The 17,982-nt window shown below is 38.6% G+C and carries 16 protein-coding genes; 5 read left to right on the plus strand and 11 right to left on the minus strand.

Annotated features, from left to right (window positions below; all coding sequences use genetic code 11):
* The first annotated feature begins 61 nt into the window (after positions 1-61).
* Complete coding sequence (locus tag LQ201_RS14415; RefSeq protein ID WP_230143334.1) at positions 62-406, plus strand: hypothetical protein; 345 nt, start codon at positions 62-64, stop codon at positions 404-406.
* Between the two features lie 266 nt (positions 407-672).
* Here the strand turns inward: LQ201_RS14415 and LQ201_RS14420 are convergent, their stop codons facing one another.
* The 8 genes from LQ201_RS14420 to pdhA form a co-directional block, all read right to left on the minus strand.
* Positions 673-1,350, minus strand: a complete 678-nt coding sequence (locus LQ201_RS14420; RefSeq protein ID WP_230143336.1) for a metal-dependent hydrolase — start codon at positions 1,348-1,350, stop codon at positions 673-675.
* A 78-nt stretch (positions 1,351-1,428) separates the two neighbouring features.
* On the minus strand, positions 1,429-1,734 hold the full coding sequence (locus LQ201_RS14425) for a YbaB/EbfC family nucleoid-associated protein (protein WP_230143337.1): 306 nt from the start codon (positions 1,732-1,734) through the stop codon (positions 1,429-1,431).
* 23 nt (positions 1,735-1,757) lie between these two features.
* Entirely contained in the window at positions 1,758-2,741 is a 984-nt protein-coding gene (locus LQ201_RS14430) for a hypothetical protein (RefSeq protein WP_230143339.1), read from the minus strand.
* Between the two features lie 5 nt (positions 2,742-2,746).
* Positions 2,747-3,979: a serine hydrolase gene (locus LQ201_RS14435; protein WP_230143341.1), complete on the minus strand. Its 1,233-nt coding sequence runs from the start codon at positions 3,977-3,979 to the stop codon at positions 2,747-2,749.
* Positions 3,980-4,047: 68 nt separating this feature from the next.
* Positions 4,048-4,599, minus strand: a complete 552-nt coding sequence (locus LQ201_RS14440; RefSeq protein WP_029274968.1) for a cupin domain-containing protein — start codon at positions 4,597-4,599, stop codon at positions 4,048-4,050.
* Between the two features lie 138 nt (positions 4,600-4,737).
* Positions 4,738-6,516, minus strand: coding sequence for a DUF885 family protein (locus LQ201_RS14445; protein WP_230143343.1), 1,779 nt, complete (start codon positions 6,514-6,516; stop codon positions 4,738-4,740).
* A gap of 146 nt (positions 6,517-6,662) precedes the next feature.
* Positions 6,663-8,339 carry a dihydrolipoamide acetyltransferase family protein gene (locus tag LQ201_RS14450; protein WP_230143344.1) on the minus strand — a complete coding sequence of 559 codons (1,677 nt, stop codon included), beginning with the start codon at positions 8,337-8,339 and terminating at the stop codon, positions 6,663-6,665.
* A 30-nt stretch (positions 8,340-8,369) separates the two neighbouring features.
* Positions 8,370-9,365, minus strand: coding sequence for a pyruvate dehydrogenase (acetyl-transferring) E1 component subunit alpha (gene pdhA, locus LQ201_RS14455; RefSeq protein ID WP_029274973.1), 996 nt, complete (start codon positions 9,363-9,365; stop codon positions 8,370-8,372).
* A gap of 496 nt (positions 9,366-9,861) precedes the next feature.
* On the opposite strand from pdhA, the gene LQ201_RS14460 reads away from it, so the two are divergent.
* From LQ201_RS14460 to LQ201_RS14470, 3 genes are all read left to right on the plus strand, one after another.
* Positions 9,862-10,419 (plus strand): C40 family peptidase, encoded by a 558-nt coding sequence (locus LQ201_RS14460; RefSeq protein ID WP_131029491.1) that lies wholly within the window; start codon positions 9,862-9,864, stop codon positions 10,417-10,419.
* A 96-nt stretch (positions 10,420-10,515) separates the two neighbouring features.
* A complete protein-coding gene (locus LQ201_RS14465; RefSeq protein WP_230143345.1) occupies positions 10,516-11,613 on the plus strand; it encodes a CapA family protein in 1,098 nt (365 codons plus the stop codon).
* Positions 11,614-11,719: 106 nt separating this feature from the next.
* Complete coding sequence (locus LQ201_RS14470) at positions 11,720-11,902, plus strand: hypothetical protein (protein WP_086548182.1); 183 nt, start codon at positions 11,720-11,722, stop codon at positions 11,900-11,902.
* Positions 11,903-12,022: 120 nt separating this feature from the next.
* On the opposite strand, the gene LQ201_RS14475 is transcribed toward LQ201_RS14470, so the two are convergent.
* The gene (locus tag LQ201_RS14475) at positions 12,023-12,208 is read right to left on the minus strand and encodes a hypothetical protein (protein WP_029274977.1); all 186 of its coding nucleotides are present in this window, start codon (positions 12,206-12,208) and stop codon (positions 12,023-12,025) included.
* A 113-nt stretch (positions 12,209-12,321) separates the two neighbouring features.
* Entirely contained in the window at positions 12,322-14,364 is a 2,043-nt protein-coding gene (locus tag LQ201_RS14480; protein ID WP_230143346.1) for a M13 family metallopeptidase, read from the minus strand.
* An 89-nt stretch (positions 14,365-14,453) separates the two neighbouring features.
* On the opposite strand from LQ201_RS14480, the gene LQ201_RS14485 reads away from it, so the two are divergent.
* The gene (locus tag LQ201_RS14485; RefSeq protein ID WP_116252141.1) at positions 14,454-15,395 is read left to right on the plus strand and encodes an SPFH domain-containing protein; all 942 of its coding nucleotides are present in this window, start codon (positions 14,454-14,456) and stop codon (positions 15,393-15,395) included.
* Between the two features lie 234 nt (positions 15,396-15,629).
* Here LQ201_RS14485 and LQ201_RS14490 read toward each other — a convergent pair whose 3' ends face one another.
* A complete protein-coding gene (locus LQ201_RS14490; RefSeq protein WP_230143347.1) occupies positions 15,630-17,795 on the minus strand; it encodes a carboxy terminal-processing peptidase in 2,166 nt (721 codons plus the stop codon).
* Positions 17,796-17,982 lie beyond the last annotated feature (187 nt).

Genomic DNA, 17,982 nt, shown 5'->3' on the forward strand with positions numbered 1-17,982 from the left:
TTCATCCCGATTAATCAATTTTATATCAACAAATAAACGAGTAAAACAAAAATCGAAAATTATGAAAAAGTTATTGAGTTTAATCGCAATCGCAGCATTTGGTTTAACAACAGCATTTGCTCAAACGCCGGCTACGGCTCCTGCAGCTAAAGCTAAAACAGTTGCTAAAAAAGAAGTAAAAACAACGACAGCACCTGTTAAAGCAGGCGTAAAACAAGAGGCTAAAAAAGTAGAAACTAAAACAACTACTACAGCTGCTAAAGTAAAAGCAGATGGTACGCCAGACATGCGTTTTAAAGAAAATAAAGCAAAAGTGGTAACTAAAGTTGCCGGTCCAACTAAAAAAGACGGAACAGCTGATATGCGTTACAAAGCAAATAAAGCTGCTGCTGCTAAAAAGAATTAGGTTCAGGTTTATAATTTGAAGGGTCTCCAATGAAAATCGGAGGCCCTTTTTTGTTTTATGCGCTCAGTCGTCATCTCGACCGAAGCAAAGCGAAGTGGAGAGATCTTTGAACTGTGTTACCTAAAAGTTTAAAGATTTCTCCATTACGCTACCGATGAAGAATCGGTAAGCTTCAGTCGAAATGACGGTATATTCTCTTAAATTCCCCTGTCATTCATATTGATCTTGTGAAATAAATTATCTCTCGAAATGACGGTTCGCTGAAACTATAAGTTTATCGTCTCACCAATTTCTGGCAACAATAAAGTTTTGTTTTCGCGTTTAAATTTATCTAACGCAGCCTGAGTATCAATTTCGATTACCGGAAAGGTATTGTAGTGTACGCCGATTACATTGTCACAGTCGAAATATTTAGTCGCAACCAAAGCATCATCAACATCCATGGTATAATTTCCGCCGATAGGTAAAATGGCATAATCCAGGTTGTAAATATCAGCCAAAACTTTCATCTCAATGGTTAAACCTGTATCTCCTGCAAAGTAAATCTGTTTGCCATCTACTTCAAGTACAAAGCCTGCCGGGTTTCCTCCATAACTTCCATCTGGCAAACCCGATGAGTGGGTTGCAGGCACCATGCGTACAGTTCCCCAATCGAAAGTGAATTTGCCAAAATTCATTCCGTGTACTTTTTCTACGCCTTGTTTACTTGCCCAATCTACTACTTCTGGCATGGCAATAACGGTCGCTTGCGTTTGCTTTGCTAGTGTTATCAGATCAGCCACGTGATCGCTATGCCCATGACTTACCAGGATATAATCAGCCTCAATAGCTTTAATATCTATATTTTTAGCTAACGGATTATGTGATATAAACGGATCGAATAGTAATTTTTTGCCGGCTGCCTCTAATAGGAAGCAAGATTGGCCGTAATAAGTGTATTTCATAATAATAGGATCAAGATTTGAGTCTCAAGTAGCAAGATCGATTCTTCTTAGGATAAACAGTTAAGTTAACTAATGGTTTTATTGCCCAAACATACCGCCTAAGCCCCCAAGCATATCTTGCGCTGACGCCTGCATTTCGGCTGCACTAACCTGTTCAGCACTTGTCATAGCTTTATTAATAGCTGTTAATAGAAGTTCTTCTAATTCTTCCTTATCGGCATTTTTCAAAAACGCCTCATCAATGGAAATTCCGGTGATGGTCTTGTTTGCTGTAGCGGTGATTTTTATGGCACCATTTTCAACTTCGCCAAATACTGAGATCGTATCAAGGCGTTTTTTAATTTCCTCGGCTTTTTGTTGAGCCGCAAATAATTTATCGAACATAACTTGTTGTTTTTATTATAAAATTAAATCCGGCCTAAAATCGTATTGGCTTCATCAAGAAAGCGCTCAATCTTTTTAGTGCCTATAAAGCTTTTAAGGATTAAAGTGGTTGTTTTGTTTTTGGCAGGCAATAAAATCTCTGCCCTAACTTCGGTACCAGAATAAATAAGATTGGTTGTTTTGCGGATAATCTGGAAACGGATCAGGTCATCAAATGGATATTCTTTTAACACACGGCCAGCAAAAGTGGAGCGGATAATTTTCCGTTGGCTTTTATCAAAACGGATGTTGGAGGTTGCTGCAAAAAGAAGTGCTAAACCAATAATCGCTGGAAAATAGGTGAGTAATATTTTTTGAAAAGAACCTTCGTTTGTTAAAAAATCTGGGTTAAGCAATATCGAAACGGTAACTCCTATCAAAATCAATCCAATGATTAAGCTGCCTATCTTATTATCGTGCAATAGGTACACGCCACCCTCTTCTTTAAAAAACTGAAAGTCGTAAATAGTTTGTTTAGGAATTACTGGTGCATTTGCAAAAACAAGTTCATCGATTTTTGGAAGAACTTCCTGTTGAAATTGAATCAGATTCGGATTGGTGGCTTTGCTATAACCGCTGGAGACGATTATACCCTTGCCATGCCGGTTACTTTTTTTAAACAGCCTGTAATTATATCCACTACCCATGATTTCGTAAGCCTGTACCGAAGCAATATCGTCAAAGGGGATTGAACCTGTTGGCAAAAAACCAATCTTCTTATATAGAACCCTGCTGTTGCCATCAAAAATTACTTTTGTTTCAGCAATAAAAATCAGTAGTAACGGAATTAATAACAGGACGCCATAATATCCAAGCGTGAGGCCGGTAGAATAGTCCTTTTCCGATCTCGATAAAAAGAAAATAATGGCCGCAATTAATACAAAAAATATAAGCCCAACTATCCTTAAATTTCTTTTCGGATAGATAATCAACTTGCTTGGCTCAATAATCCATTTAGTTTTTGCCATAAAAATTAATCTTCGTCAGAACCCGGCAAACTTCCGTTGCCATGGTAAGCCCCTTTACGGATAACCGGCATATTGAAGTGTTTATAAAGTTCGTCAAGATGCATCAAACTTCCGTTAGTAAGATTGCCTAAAAATATAATTACAATGTTTTTGTCTAAATCTCGCACATAAATATGACGGAAACCATGCCACCAACCCGTATGATAAACTACTTTGTCCATCTTCTCGCCATCGAATATTCTCCAGCCATAACCATAGTTAAAATGGCCGTTAATAGGTTTATTGCGACCTACATACGCCGAATCCAGGCTCTTTTTGGTTAGTAATCTTCCGTTTTTTAAGTATTTATCAAATAATACCAAATCGTGTACCGTGCTATAAATGCCTTTATCTCCAACAGGACCGTCTAAAAAATTCTGCGCAACAGAATATCTGAAACTATTTCGATCATGACCAACCACATCTACCGGAATTTTTTCATATTCAGTGGTGCTGTACACATGCGTGTGCTTTAATCCTGCTGGTTTAAACACATGTTCCATCATATACTGCGAGTAACGTTGTCCGGTAACCTTTTCTATAATGGCACCCAAAACCATAAAGTTTGAGTTGTTGTAGTGAAAACGGTTATCGGGTTTAGTATAAGGGTTTGGTTTCCGCTCGGCAATAACATTCATTACTTCCTGATTGGTTACGCCTTTTTTCATGTTGCGTTTTTCCTTGCGCCAGATATCGTCAATGAAATAAACATAGTTCATCATGCCGCTGCGGTGAGAAAGCAATAATTTCACCGTTATGCCCTCGTATGGGAAATTAGGATAGAATTTTTTTACATTATCGTTCAATGAAAGTTTTCCAGCTTCTACCAATTGCATGATGGCTGTGCCGGTAAAGGTTTTGGTAATTGAAGCCAGCTCAAACTCTGAGTTGATGGTTAAGCTATCGCGGTGCAGATAGTCGGCCCATCCAACGGCTTTTTCGTAAAGAATTTTTCCATCTTTGGCTACCAGCATATTTCCGTTAAAATTGAATTTCCGGTGTAGGTTATCTACAAAATCAGCTACCCATTTATCACCTTTTTGTGGATTATAAACCAATAGAAGGCTATCAGCTTTGTCGTCGTCTTTGGTGCGGATTTTTTTTTCAGCGGCCTTTTTCTCTTCAGATTTTTTGCTTGAACATGCAGTTAGTAAAGTTACAGAGAGGGCTAATGCTGAACATATATATCGAAAATTCATTTATAATAGGGATAGTGTATTTAAAACCCGAAAATTAAAGAATTTTAGACGGTTAAAACGAAAGAGTTTTACACATTTTCGCAATTTTGATTGTACCAGCATTCAAATAAGTGACCTTTACTTCCATAAACGGGGTCGCTGTCTGGATTTTTCACTTTGGCGATGGTTTCATCTGCCTCGGGCCGTTCTTCGGCTTTGCCATATTTAATATCGTAGTCTGAGCCATTCGGGTATGCACCAACAACAGTGAAGTCGTCGGTTGAGTTCAGTTTTTTATGTGCTACACCTGCAGGAATAATAATTACATCACCTTTATCCAGTTCTATACAAACACCATGATCGCCTCCAAACTGTACATCGGCCTTGCCACAAAATACACCCATTACTTCGTGCGTATTGCTATGGTAGTGGTGGTAATCAAAAATACCATCAACCCAGGCATTGGTATACCCGTTCTGCGCGAAAACTTTCTTGATTACTTCTTCGGTATCATCAGGATGCAACCTGAACGTACCTTTGTAAATCATTAACGGTAAAGTGGGATTGTTCGGGAAATTGCCATTTTCCTCTATTTTATGTGCAACCAGGTAGGCTTCTTGTATCAATTTTTCTTTGTCCATGATTTGGGGGTGTTTTAATAGTTAACAAAGTAATGGGCAAAGGGTTTACAGATCGCGATCTTTTCTCCCGCAGATTTATATAAATGGTCGTCATTGCGAGAAGGCTTTTTTCGTTCCTCCCTGCAATGACAGACTGTTCTACTTCTGGCTTTCTGCCCAGCTATCCATCTTCGCTTCAAAAACAGATAAAGGGAACGATCCATCTTTTAAAACTGCAGTATGGAAAGCTGCCAGTTTAAATTTCGGACCTAATTCTTTTTCATATTTGGTTCTCAACTCTCTTATTTTCATTGCTCCGGTTTTATAGCCTAAAGCTTGTGCAGGTATGCCCATATAACGTTCAATTTCTGCTGTTGCACCTTCAGTGCTGATGGCCTCATTGTCTGTCATGTATTTTATAGCTTCTTCTCTGCTCATGTTTTTGGTATGGATGGCCACATCAACCACTAAACGGATTGCCCTATGCATTTCATCGCCCAAAGCGCCCATATGCTGGTAAGGATCTTGATACAAGCCTAGTTCTTTACCCAACGATTCGCAATACAATGCCCAACCCTCTACATAAGCATTATGTCCACCAAAACGGCGGAAATTAGGAAGTGATTTATTTTCTTGTGTTAAAGAAATCTGGTAATGGTGACCTGGAATTGCCTCGTGAAGAAAAAGAGATTCCATGCCCGAAGTGGTGTTAAATGTTTTAGCGTCCAAAATTGGTACATAAAAGATCCCTGGACGAGACCCGTCAGCCGAACCTGGATTATACTCTGCACTGGCCGATGCTGCTCTGAAAGCCTCTGTTTGGCGGATTTCGAAAGGTGTTTTAGGTTCAACATCAAACATTTTTTTCAGATTGGGTTTCATGCGCTGGTGGATGTTTTCAAAAGCAGCTAAAACTTCTTTTGGTGTTTTATAAGGCATGAATTTTTTGTCTGTTTTCATGTACTCGAAAAAAGCTTTCAAATCGCCCTTAAAGCCAACAAAGTTTTTGATGCTATCCATTTGGCCTTTAATCCTGGCAACTTCTTTTAAGCCCGTTTGATAGATCTCCTCGGGCGTTTTATTGGTGGTAGTTTGTTGTTTAACCAGGTAAGTGTACCAGGCCAAACCACCCGGCATGGCAGAATAGCCTGAGGTAGTTCTTGTTTTTGGTAGATATTCGTTCTGCAGGTAATCGCCCAGTTTTTTATAGGTAGGGATAATTACTTTAGTGATCGAATTGCGGTAAGCTTCTGTTAACTTTTGTTTATCTGCCGCAGAAAAACTTGCAGGCATTAATTTGATTGGCCCGTAAAACAGACTTTCTTCCGGTGTGGCTACAACCATACTCTGCATTTGAGGGATCATTTTAATCACCAATGCTTTTGGCAATACAATGCCGGCGGCAGCACCTTTTTTAAAATTGCCAATGGCAGTATCGGCCCATACCGAAAATGCACCAATACGTTTTAACCAATCTTCATAATTTTTTACTGTTTTAAAAGGCTGGATACCCGTACCAGCGCCAAACTGACCAATGGTTAAAGGCAAAGCAAACATCTGGTTAAACGGCAGGTATTCGAAGTGATATTTAAGTCCTTCGATATTGATATCCAACTGATCTTTTAAATAATCGAAAGATAATTTGTCGTTTGCACTTAGGCTTTCTCTATCGTATTTGCCAAGGCTATCTAAATAACGTTCGCTATAGCTTTTAAATTCTTTTATATAGGCTTGTGACCCATCGTTGGCTAAAAGGTCGTTATAACGCTCGTCGCCAATATAGGTGGCGTTAATGGGGTTCAGTTTTAATCCTTCCTGGTAGTATTGTTCGCACAGGGCTGCAAAAGCTTTGTTTTCGGTAGTATTGTCTGAACTGCTTTTTTGTTTACAGGCAGTAAACACTGTAATACAGGCAGCAAAAAGAAATATCTTTTTCATCTATTTTGGGTTAAGGTTCTAATCAAAAATAGCAAATTATTAGCCATTTACGAGTGGCTCCCCTTAACGCAAAAAAGCCATCCCTTTTTAAGGATGGCTTTAATATATAATCAGTACTAAACTGAAAACTGCGAATTGCTAATTGATTAGGCTAATAACCTGATTGGCTCTTCTAATAAACCTTTTAATGTTTGTAAGAACTGTGCTCCGGTTGCGCCATCCACCACACGGTGATCGCAACCTAAAGTCAATTTCATTACGTTACCAGGAACAACAGCGCCGTTTTTAACAACAGGAACCTGTTGTATAGCACCTACTGATAAAATTGCACCATCAGGAGAATTGATGATTGAAGTAAACTCATCAATACCAAACATACCTAAGTTAGATACGGTGAAAGTAGAGCCTTCCCAATCTGCTGGTTGTAATTTTTTAGCTTTTGCTTTACCACCAAAATCTTTTACTTCTGCAGAGATGTGTGATAAAGATTTGCCATCAGCAAAACGCACTACTGGCACCAATAAACCATCTTCAACAGCCATCGCTACACCAATGTTGGTATGTTCGTTAAATCTGATTTTATCGCCACCCCATGATGAGTTAACAGCCGGGTGTTTTTTCAATGCAACAGCAACCGCTTTAATTACGATATCGTTGAAAGAAACCTTAACCGGAGCAACAGCGTTGATTGCCGTACGGGCAGCCATTGCATTGTCCATATCAATGCTGATGGTTAAGTAGAAGTGTGGAGCAGTAAATAAACTTTCTGCCAAACGCTTTGCAATTACTTTACGCATCTGCGAAACCGGAGCTTCTGTAAATTTAACTTCACCAACAAATTGAGGAATAACTGGTGCTGGTGCAGCAGCTTTCTCTGCAGCCGGAGCTGATGCAGATTCTGATTTTGCTGGCGCTGCACTTGGTTTAAAGTTTTCGATATCTTTTTTAATGATACGTCCACCTTCTGCACTACCCGCAACCTGTGCTAAATCGATCCCTTTATCTTTAGCAATTTTCTTAGCTAAAGGAGATGCTTTAACGCGGCTATCGGCGTTGTCTGCAGTTGTACCACATGATGAGGTTCTTGGTGTTTCAATTTCTGCAACATTTGCAGATTTTTCTTCTTTAGGTGCTTCAGCACTTTCGGCTTTTGGAGCCGGAGCTGAGCCGCCCGCTAAAATTCCACTCACATCAGTTCCTTCAGGACCAACGATAGCGATAATTCCGTTCACTTTTGCAGCAGCACCTTTCTCTACACCAATGTGTAATAAAGTTCCGGTTGCATAGCCCATTACTTCCATAGTTGCCTTATCGGTTTCTACATCAGCAAGAACATCATCATCTTTTACTTTATCGCCAACTTTTTTATGCCATTCAGCAATAACGCCTTCAGTCATGGTATCGCTTAATAAAGGCATGCGGATAACCGTAACACCTTTTGCGGCTAATTCTTCTTCGCTTAAGCCGCCACCCTGAGCTGGTGCTGCCTCTTCTTTTTTCTCTTCAGCTTTTGGGGCTTCAGTGCTTTCTACTTTTGGGGCTTCTGCACCTTTTTCTGCCTCTAATGCTGCTTTATAATCTTCGCCTTCTTTACCAATAACGGCCATGATTGCATCAACGGGAACAGCTGTTCCTTCTTCTACACCTACGTATAAAAGAGTCCCATCCCAATAAGATTCCATATCCATTGTTGCTTTGTCAGTTTCTACTTCTGCTAAAACATCGCCGCTTTTCACTTTATCGCCCACTTTTTTATGCCACTTCGCCAAAACCCCTTCGGTCATGGTGTCGCTCATTTTGGGCATTTTAATTACATCAGCCATTATATCTAATTAATTGAAATCTTATTAATATTAGTCCATTACGTAAGGGTAGTCCTGTTGCATATATACATCTTTGTATAATTCAGATGCATCAGGCCAAGGAGATTCTTCGGCAAATTTTACTGCCTGATCTACAATTGCCTTTACTTTAGCTTCTACTTCTTCAATCCAGGCTTGGTCTGCATACTTTTCTTTAAGAATCGTTTCTCTTGCATGCTCAACTGGATCTTTTGCTTTATAATCTTCTAATTCTTCTTTGGTACGGTATTTTGCCGGATCTGACATCGAGTGACCACGGTAACGATAAGTTCTCATTTCCAAGAAAGTAGGTCCTTCACCTTTACGTGCACGTTGGATCGCTTCGTCCATTGCATTGTGAACAGCAACCGGATCCATACCATCAACTGGCGCACATGGCATATCAAAACCTAAACCTATTTTATAAATATCGGTCATGTTAGTGGTACGTTGTACTGAGGTACCCATTGCATAACCGTTGTTTTCGCAAACAAAAATAACAGGCAATTTCCAAAGCATGGCCATGTTAAAAGTTTCGTTTAGTGCACCCTGGCGCACAGCACCATCGCCCATATAACAAATGTTAACATTGTCAGTTCCTTTGTATTTTTCTGCAAAAGCAACGCCAGCACCTAACGGAATCTGACCGCCAACAATTGCATGACCACCGTAGAAGTTATGCTCTTTACTGAACATGTGCATTGAACCACCTTTACCTTTAGAGCAACCTGTAGCTTTACCGTACATTTCTGCCATAATACTATCAGCACTAACTCCTAAAGCTAAGGCATGAGCATGATCACGGTATGTTGTAATCATTGAATCACCTTTTTGCATTGCAGATATTGCACCTGCAACTACAGCTTCTTGTCCAATGTATAAATGACAAAAGCCACGTATTTTTTGTTGTCCGTATAACTGGCCAGTTTTTTCTTCGAATTTGCGCATAAGCAACATCGACTCAAACCACTTTAACCAGGTATCTTTATTTATTTCTACTGCACTCATTTTAGGGTATTTGTTTTTTGCGACAGCAAATCTAATTTTTTTATTGTAATTTTTGGCACTTTTTAGTGTAAAAACATCATAGTATTAGGGTTGTAATCAGATTTAACAGTTGTTTTACAATTAAATATAAAGCCCGGCCGCCGATATCGATTTAACAGCGATTTCTTATAATTAAATCAACACCCTTTATCATAATATGGAATCAATTTATTCTGAAATTTAATTCTGTATATACGCTTATTCTCGTAATTTAAAATAAAATCGAATTATTCCTGTTTAGCGTACTGATGTAAATCGTTTTTTGAGAAAAGATGAATTTTTTAGGAGGCGTTTATCACAAAAAATGATGAATGGAAAACAAAAATGTTAATAACTTTCGTTTTTTAACGTCTAACATTTGGATAACATTTGTATAATTAATACTTTTGGTAACCAACAATAAGCCCATGTGGTGTACGTTAATGTGTAAGTGAATACCCAAACATAACTGTATAACATGATTAAAAAAATTTTGTTTTCTACTCTAATTGCTATTTGTACGCTCTCAGCCGCATTTGCGCAAACAAAAACAAAAGAATCTGGTAAAGAATTAAATGATCCCGACAACCTTGCATCACAATATTTTTCGCAGGTTATGGGTGTTGCGGTAGATGCAACTTCGAACTTAAAACTGTACAAGTTTATTTACGAATGGATCGGAACACCTTATAGTTATGGTGGAAACACCAAAAGAGGGATCGATTGTTCGGCTTTCACTAAAGCGATTTACGATAAAGTTTTCAACACTACCATCAGAAGAAATTCGCGCGATATTTTTAGTATGGTGGATCCACTGTCTAAAGAAGATTTAAAAGAGGGCGATTTAGTTTTCTTTAAGATTAAAAGCAGAAGTATTTCACATGTTGGTATTTACCTGGGCGATAACAGATTTGCACATGCATCAAGTTCTCGTGGTGTAGTAATCAGCAACCTGAATGAGCCTTATTACAGCCGCTATTTTTACAAAGGCGGTCGCGTTTTAGAATCTTTTAAGAAAGAATTTACAGTAGAATAGTTCAGTTAACAGTTAGCCATTTTCGGTTGACAGTAAAAAGATATACAATCCTCCTAAAGAAATTTTGGAGGATTTTTTTATACCATAAAATCAAGAATGAAGTTTTTCAATACCTTAATCCTTTCTTTCGTAGCAATAGTTATTTTAATTAGCTGCACGAGCAACAATGCACAGATTACAACGCCTGTAGCCAGGCAAGATACGTTAATCAGAAAAATAAAGGATACCATCTCCATTATTGCTGTAGGCGATATTATGCTCGGCTCCGCTTTTCCATCTAAAACCAACCTCCCTCCCGATGATGCTGTAAACAGTTTCCAGGCGGTTGATAGTTTATTAAAAGGAGATATTGTTTTTGGGAACTTGGAGGGCTGTTTTCTCAACTCAGGCAATTCGAACAAATGTAACGGCATTAACCCGAATAACTGCTATGCTTTTAGAATGCCAGAGCGCTATGCCGGGATATACAAGGATGCAGGATTTAATGTTTTAAGCATCGCCAATAACCATGTTGGTGATTTTGATGCCAGGGGAAGAAAAAATACGGCAAGGATTTTAGATTCACTGCAGATCCATTATGCCGGGCAGGTAAACAAACCTTTTGAAGTTTTTGAAAAAGATAGTGTAAAGTATGCATTTTGTGCCTTTGCGCCAAACGAGAATACGGTATCGATTAATAAAATCGACAGTGCCAAGGCTTTGGTTGCCCGTTTAAAATTGATGGCCGATATTGTGATTGTTTCTTTTCATGGTGGCGGTGAAGGCGCAAGGTTTGAACATGTTCCCCGTAAAAACGAAATTTTTTATAAAGAGAACAGAGGTAATGTTTATGCCTTTGCACATGCTGTTATTGATGCCGGTGCCGATGTAGTGCTGGGGCATGGCCCGCATGTAACCCGGGCTGTTGAAGTTTATAAAAATAAATTCATCGCTTACAGTTTAGGTAATTTTTGTACTTATGGTATGTTTAGCTTAAAAGGCAATAATGGTATTTCGCCCTTGCTTCAGCTAAAAATAAATGCGAAGGGCGATTTTCTATATGCAGATATTGTATCAGTTAAACAGGATAAGATTAACCGTTTGACCCTAGATGATAATCATGGTGCCTTTAAACGGATTAAAGAATTGACAGATATTGATTTTATTGGCCATCAGCTAAAATTCGCTGATAACAGGATCAGTTTAAAAGATTAATCTTCTGCGACATCAATCTCAATTTATTTCAGAATATTTGTTGCATTAAACCGCCTTCAGTTTTCAAACCATATGGAAACTATGAGCAATAAATAATAATTATACGATGAAAAAAGGATTAATACTTCACTATATCATAGGTATTGCAGCTGCAATTTTAGTATTGGCGGCAGCCTACTACATCAATCAAAATCCTGATAACCTGTTGTCTGCTGGAATAATTATCCTGGCGGGTTGCCTGGTTGCTTTTAGCCAGTACCAGATCATTAAACACAAAAAGAAGCAATAGCATGGTTGCTGTTATGCAAAACATGCTATTAGGACTAAATGCTGTTAAGACCGAATCTACCTTGGTTAGCCATCTGCGTAACGGTCGTACTATTGTTAAGTTTTAGGATAAAATCCTGGTTTAGCTTTCGTCCTTTGTATTCTTTACCAGGCCAATTCCCGATACAAAAAATATAAGTCCGATAATGCCATAAACCATTAATCCCCTTGTATTTTCACTGTGGCTTACAAAGCCATAGCCAGCGTAGATCAATCCAATTATGCCCAGTACGGTCAATATGGTTCCAAAAGTGCGTTTTACATTCATATGGTTATCTATTAATAAGATTAAGACAAAATATTGCAGTTTTTGTTTTAAACAAATAAAGAAGCCCATCTCACGAACTGAAATGGGCTTCTTTTATTAGCTGAAAGGATCGTTTACCACACGCCTAACCGGTTTGTTGGAGCGATATACATTTTTGCTGTTGCAGGAATATTGAATGCCTTGTAAAATGCTTCCATATTATAAACGGGGCCGTTTACACGGAACATCTCCGGGCTATGCGGATCTGTTTTTAACCTTACACGCATACTTTCATCGCGGGTTTTGATTCTCCACACCTGGGCAAAGCTTAAAAAGAAACGTTGATCAGGGGTAAAACCATCAATCTTTTTATCGCCTTTCCCCTGCTCAGTTAATTTAAAGGCATCGTATGCAATGTTTAATCCACCAATATCGGCCAGGTTTTCGCCCAGCGTTAAAGAACCGTTTACATGCTGATTATCCAACAGCGAGAAGTTGTTGTAAAATGTTTCTACTTTACCCGCCTTGGCTTTAAATTGATCGGCATCGGCTTTTGTCCACCATTCTTTTAAATTGCCTACTGCATCGTACTGGCGACCTTGATCGTCAAAACCGTGCGTCATTTCGTGACCAATTACAGCACCTATTGCACCATAGTTAATGGCATCATCTGCAGCAAAATCAAAGAACGGGAACTGTAAAATCCCTGCTGGGAAAACAATTTCGTTGAAAGACGGATTGTAATAGGCATTAACCGTCGGAGGAGTCATTCCCCACTCAGTTTTATCAACATTTTTGCCGAGTTTATCCATCATTTCTTTGTAGGCATGTTTACTCGCCGATTGAAGGTTTGCATAATAGGTGTTTTTCGAAACCTCAACATCATCGTACTTTTTCCATTTATCAGGGTAGCCGATTTTTTTGATAAATGCGTTTAGTTTTTCTAAAGCTTTCTTTTTGGTTTCAGGTGTCATCCAATCTACCTTCTGAATTCTTTCTGCATATACTTTCTGTAAATTGTTTACCAGGGTTAACATACGCTCTTTAGCCTCAGGCTTAAAATACTTTTCGGCATATAACTGACCTAAAAGCTCGCCTAAATTACGATCGGTAGCATTTACAATGGCTTTCCATCTTTCTGTTGGTGCCTGTTGACCATATAGCGTTTTCGAGAAAAAATCGAATTTAGCATCTCTGAATTTTTTGGTAAAGGCGTTAGCTGATCTGTTTAAAGCATCAAATTTTAATTTCTCTTTCCAGATTTCGATAGGCTGGCTTTTTACCAGGGCAGATAAGGTTTGATAATATTTTGGCTGCCTCACAATAACGGTATCCGTACTTGCCCCCAATTTACTTAAAACAGATTTCCACTCAATGTTTGGCGTCTGTTTTTGAAAGTCGGCCACGGTCATTTTGTTATAATTTTTCTGTGGATCGCGCAGTTGAACAGGAGTAGAATGCGACTGCGCAATCGCCGTTTCCAGTTTTAAAATATTGTCGGCATATTTAGCTGCATTAGCAGAATCGCCTGCCAGGCTAAAAATTTTTGTGATGTATTTGATGTACTCGGCTCTGATTTTTTTTGCCTTATCATCCTGTTCTAAATAATAACTGCGATCAGGCAGGGTAAGGCCGGCCTGCGAAAATGATAAAGCATTTTTAGTGCTTAATTTATCATCTGGTTCTACACCAAAGCCCAATAAATCTCCCTCACCATCTTTATAGCCGTCGGCAACAAAATTGATTAAATCCTTATCATTTTTAATCCCATCTATTTTACTTAAGAGCGGCTTTATTGGTTCGATGCCCAACTTTTCGATGGTAAGGGTATCCATTCCACTGGTATAGAAATCGCCAACTTTTTGTTCGGTGCTTCCTTTGGCTGCATTAGCTTTGGCAGCATTTTCAAGAATACTGTTCAGATTTTTCAGGTTATCGTTATATAGCGTATAAAAAGAACCCCAGCCTGTTTCGGTTTTTGGAATTTCGGTGTTTTTCATCCATTTCCCATTGGCATACAGGAAAAAGTTATCACCAGGTTTTACAGTGGTATCCATGCCGGCTTTATCGAAAAATTCGGTGCGTGCATTCGCCACATCGGCATCTTGATGGCTTTTATTCTGGCAGGCAGCAAAAAGCAATACGCCGGCCGCCGGAAGAATTAATTTAATTTTCATCGTATATAAGTTAGTTAGAAAACTTAAAGCTACAAAATGCCTCATGTAGTTTGTATGAATTTTTTATAACTTCATAAAAAAATCTAATTATGCAATACACCATTTACATTGTAGCCGTCGTAGCATTCATTATCCTACTCAGCTCGTTTGTTACCGTTAAACAGGGAACCATTGCGGTGGTAACCGTTTTCGGCAAGTACCGTCGCCAGTTAAGGCCGGGCTTAAATTTTAAAATTCCATTAATAGAGCAGATTTATTCTCGTATTTCCATTCAAAACCGCTCTGTAGAGCTGTCGTTTCAAGCGGTAACACAAGATCAGGCCAATGTATATTTTAAGGCGATGCTATTGTATTCTGTGGTAAACCAGGATGAAGAAACGATCAAAAATGTAGCTTTTAAGTTTGTAGATGCAACCAACTTAATGCAGGCGCTAATCAGGACCATTGAAGGTTCGATCAGGGCTTACGTGGCTACGCAAAAGCAGGCAAACGTATTGGCCCAACGCAATGAAATTGTGCTTCATGTTAAAGAACAGATCGATCAGGTTTTAGATGGATGGGGTTATCATCTTCAGGATCTTCAATTGAACGATATTACCTTTGATGAGGAAATTATGCGGTCAATGAGTCGGGTAGTAGCGTCAAACAACTTAAAAGCAGCGGCTGAGAATGAGGGGCAGGCATTATTAATTACCAAAACCAAAGCTGCTGAAGCCGATGGTAATGCAATTAAAATTGCAGCTACAGCCGAGCGTGAGGCTGCACAGTTACGCGGGCAGGGTATCGCTTTATTCCGTGCAGAAGTGGCCCATGGTATGAGTAAAGCCGCTCAGGAAATGGAGCAGGCCAATCTGGATATTTCTGTAATCTTATTTACCATGTGGACTGAATCGATTAAACATTTTGCAGAAAACGGAGACGGAAACGTTATTTTCCTTGATGGCAGTGCCGATGGCATGAATAAAACTATGAAAGAGATGATGGCGATGCAGTTGAATAAACAAACTGAGCCAACAGCGAAGAAAGGGTAGCGATTTATAGTGCTGTCAGATGTTACCGTCTGACAGTTAATAGATTAAAGATAAATATTGTTTAGTGTCGGATAGGAATATCCGACACCATAAATTCCAAATCTCTATTATACCTTTAGAGTTGTCAACTTTCTTGCGAATTGGTTATTAAAGTTGACAACTCTGAAATCCAATTACAAAAAAGGCCACTTTAGCAAAACTAAAGTGGCCTTTTCCATTGAAATATATTTCTTGTTAGTTATTCTTTGGCATCACGCCTAAGTTCATCACGTAGTTGCCAGATTGTTGCATAAAATCGCCCATTACTTTTAACGATTCATCTTCAATAAAATCGAAAGCATCTTGCTTGGTAATTTTATCTCCTTTTTTAATGGCAGGTAATCCTCTTAATGCCCTTAATTCATTCTGTCTGGCAAGTGTTTTAGCTTCTTGTGCATCGCGCTCAGCTTTAAGTTTAGCCTCATTTAAGGTTACAGAAACTTCATTGTCGCGTTTTTTAAGATCGGCAATATCTTGTTTCAGGTATTTAAAATCCAATGAGTTTGCGATACGCTGCTCGCTGTTTTTAACCAACTGTGCTTTTACAGGGGTCAGATTCGCAACTGCTTTAAAGCTAGAGCTTGGAATAACGTCCCATGGTAAGGCAGATGATTCAGTATCTTCTCCAATTTTATCCATCGGATAAACTGAAGGGAAAACAACATCAGGTGTTACGCCTTTATGCTGCGTGCTGCTTCCTGCTACACGGTAAAATTTAGCCATGGTTAGGTTAATCTGACCTAAGTTAATATCAGCCGGGCTTGCTCCGCTTGGCGATGTGCCAACGGTTTTATCTTTAGAAATTAATCCCGCTACCCTTTGCAACATACTTGGGTTTACCAATTTGTTTAAATCGATAGAAGATTGAACGGTACCTTTACCATAAGTTTGGCTACCCATAATAATACCACGGCCGTAATCCTGTATTGCACCAGCGAAAATTTCTGATGCAGATGCGCTTAAACGGTCTACGATTACACCAAAAGGCCCATCCCAGGTTACACCGCTATTTTCATCCTCATCCACTTCAATTTTACCGCGTAAATCTTTCACCTGAACTACAGGGCCTCTATCTATAAATAAACCGGTTAATGAGATGGCTTCAACTAATGAGCCTCCACCGTTTCCACGTAAATCCATTACGATTGCATTTACCTTATCATATGTTTTTAACGAATCGATTAGTTTTCTAACATCGCGGGTAGTACTTTTGTAGTTTTTATCACCTGCATTTGCTGCTTTAAAATCAGCATAGAACGCTGGTAGGGTAATAATCCCGATTTTATAATCTTTACCATTACTGTTAATGGTTTTAACTTTTTTCTTGGCAGATGTTTCTTCCAAAACAATTTTATCGCGAACCAATTCGATAATAACCGGTTTAGAAGACATTTCTTTTCCAACAGGTATAACTTTTAAACGCACCTTGGTTCCTTTCGGACCTTTAATTTTCGATACGGTGTTGTCCAATCTCCAACCCACTACGTCAACAAATTCTCCATCACCCTGTGCTACAGCAATAATACGATCGCCAGCACTTAGTTGTTTCCCTTTAAATGCAGGTCCGCCAGCAATAATTTCGGAGATTTTAACTACCTCGTTTTCTAATTGTAAACGGGCGCCAATACCTTCGAAAGAACGGGACATATCTTCGTTAAATGCTGCTGCGTTGGTTGGATTAAAATAATTGGTATGTGGATCAATAGATTCGGTAAAAGCATCCATCAAAATCTGGAATACATCCTGGTTATTGGTTTTTGAAGTCTGAGACTGTAGGTTCTGATAACGTTTAGTTAATGTTTCTACATTTTTTGCTTCAGCTGTTCCAGCTAAATTTAAATTGATCAGTTCGTATTTAACACGTTTTTTCCAGGTATCGTTTAATGCTGCAGAAGAAGTTGCCCAAGGTTGCTTCTCCCTGTCGTATACATAACTGTCGGTTTGGTTAAAATCGTATTTGGTTTTAATCTGTGCTAAAGAATAGGTAAAATATTCGTTCAACCTTTTGGCATAAACGTTATAGATGAAAAATGGGCCGCTTAGATCGCCATTTTTGAAATCATCATCCAAAGTATATCTGTATTTTTCAAATTCCTTAATATCCGAAGCCAAAAAGTAATTTTTGCCCTGATCTAAAGACTTGATATACTTATCTAAAATGATTGAAGATATAGAATCGTTGATCTGAATTTTTTTATAATTATAACTCTCAATCAAATTTACAACCTCTTTTATAACAAGTTGTTGCTGCTCATCAGGTTTTACATTGGTAACACCCTCAACCATTGGCTGAGTTTTAGGTGCAGCATGACAAGCAAGTACTGCCGCAGTAAAAATTACAAAAAATATTCTCTTTAACATCTCTTTAAATGATTTAAAATCCATTTCCAATTCTATATAGCCAATATGATACCATTTTAGCAAAAAAACAAAAAAGAGACAGCATTATTACCGTCTCTTGTTAAAACTTTATCAAATCTAACTAAAAGCTTTTTATTTAACAATTTCTTATGTAGAACGTTGAGCGTTATTTTTTGTTTTGATCGAT

The sequence above is a fragment of the Pedobacter sp. Bi126 genome (assembly GCF_918698245.1).
Taxonomy (GTDB): domain Bacteria; phylum Bacteroidota; class Bacteroidia; order Sphingobacteriales; family Sphingobacteriaceae; genus Pedobacter.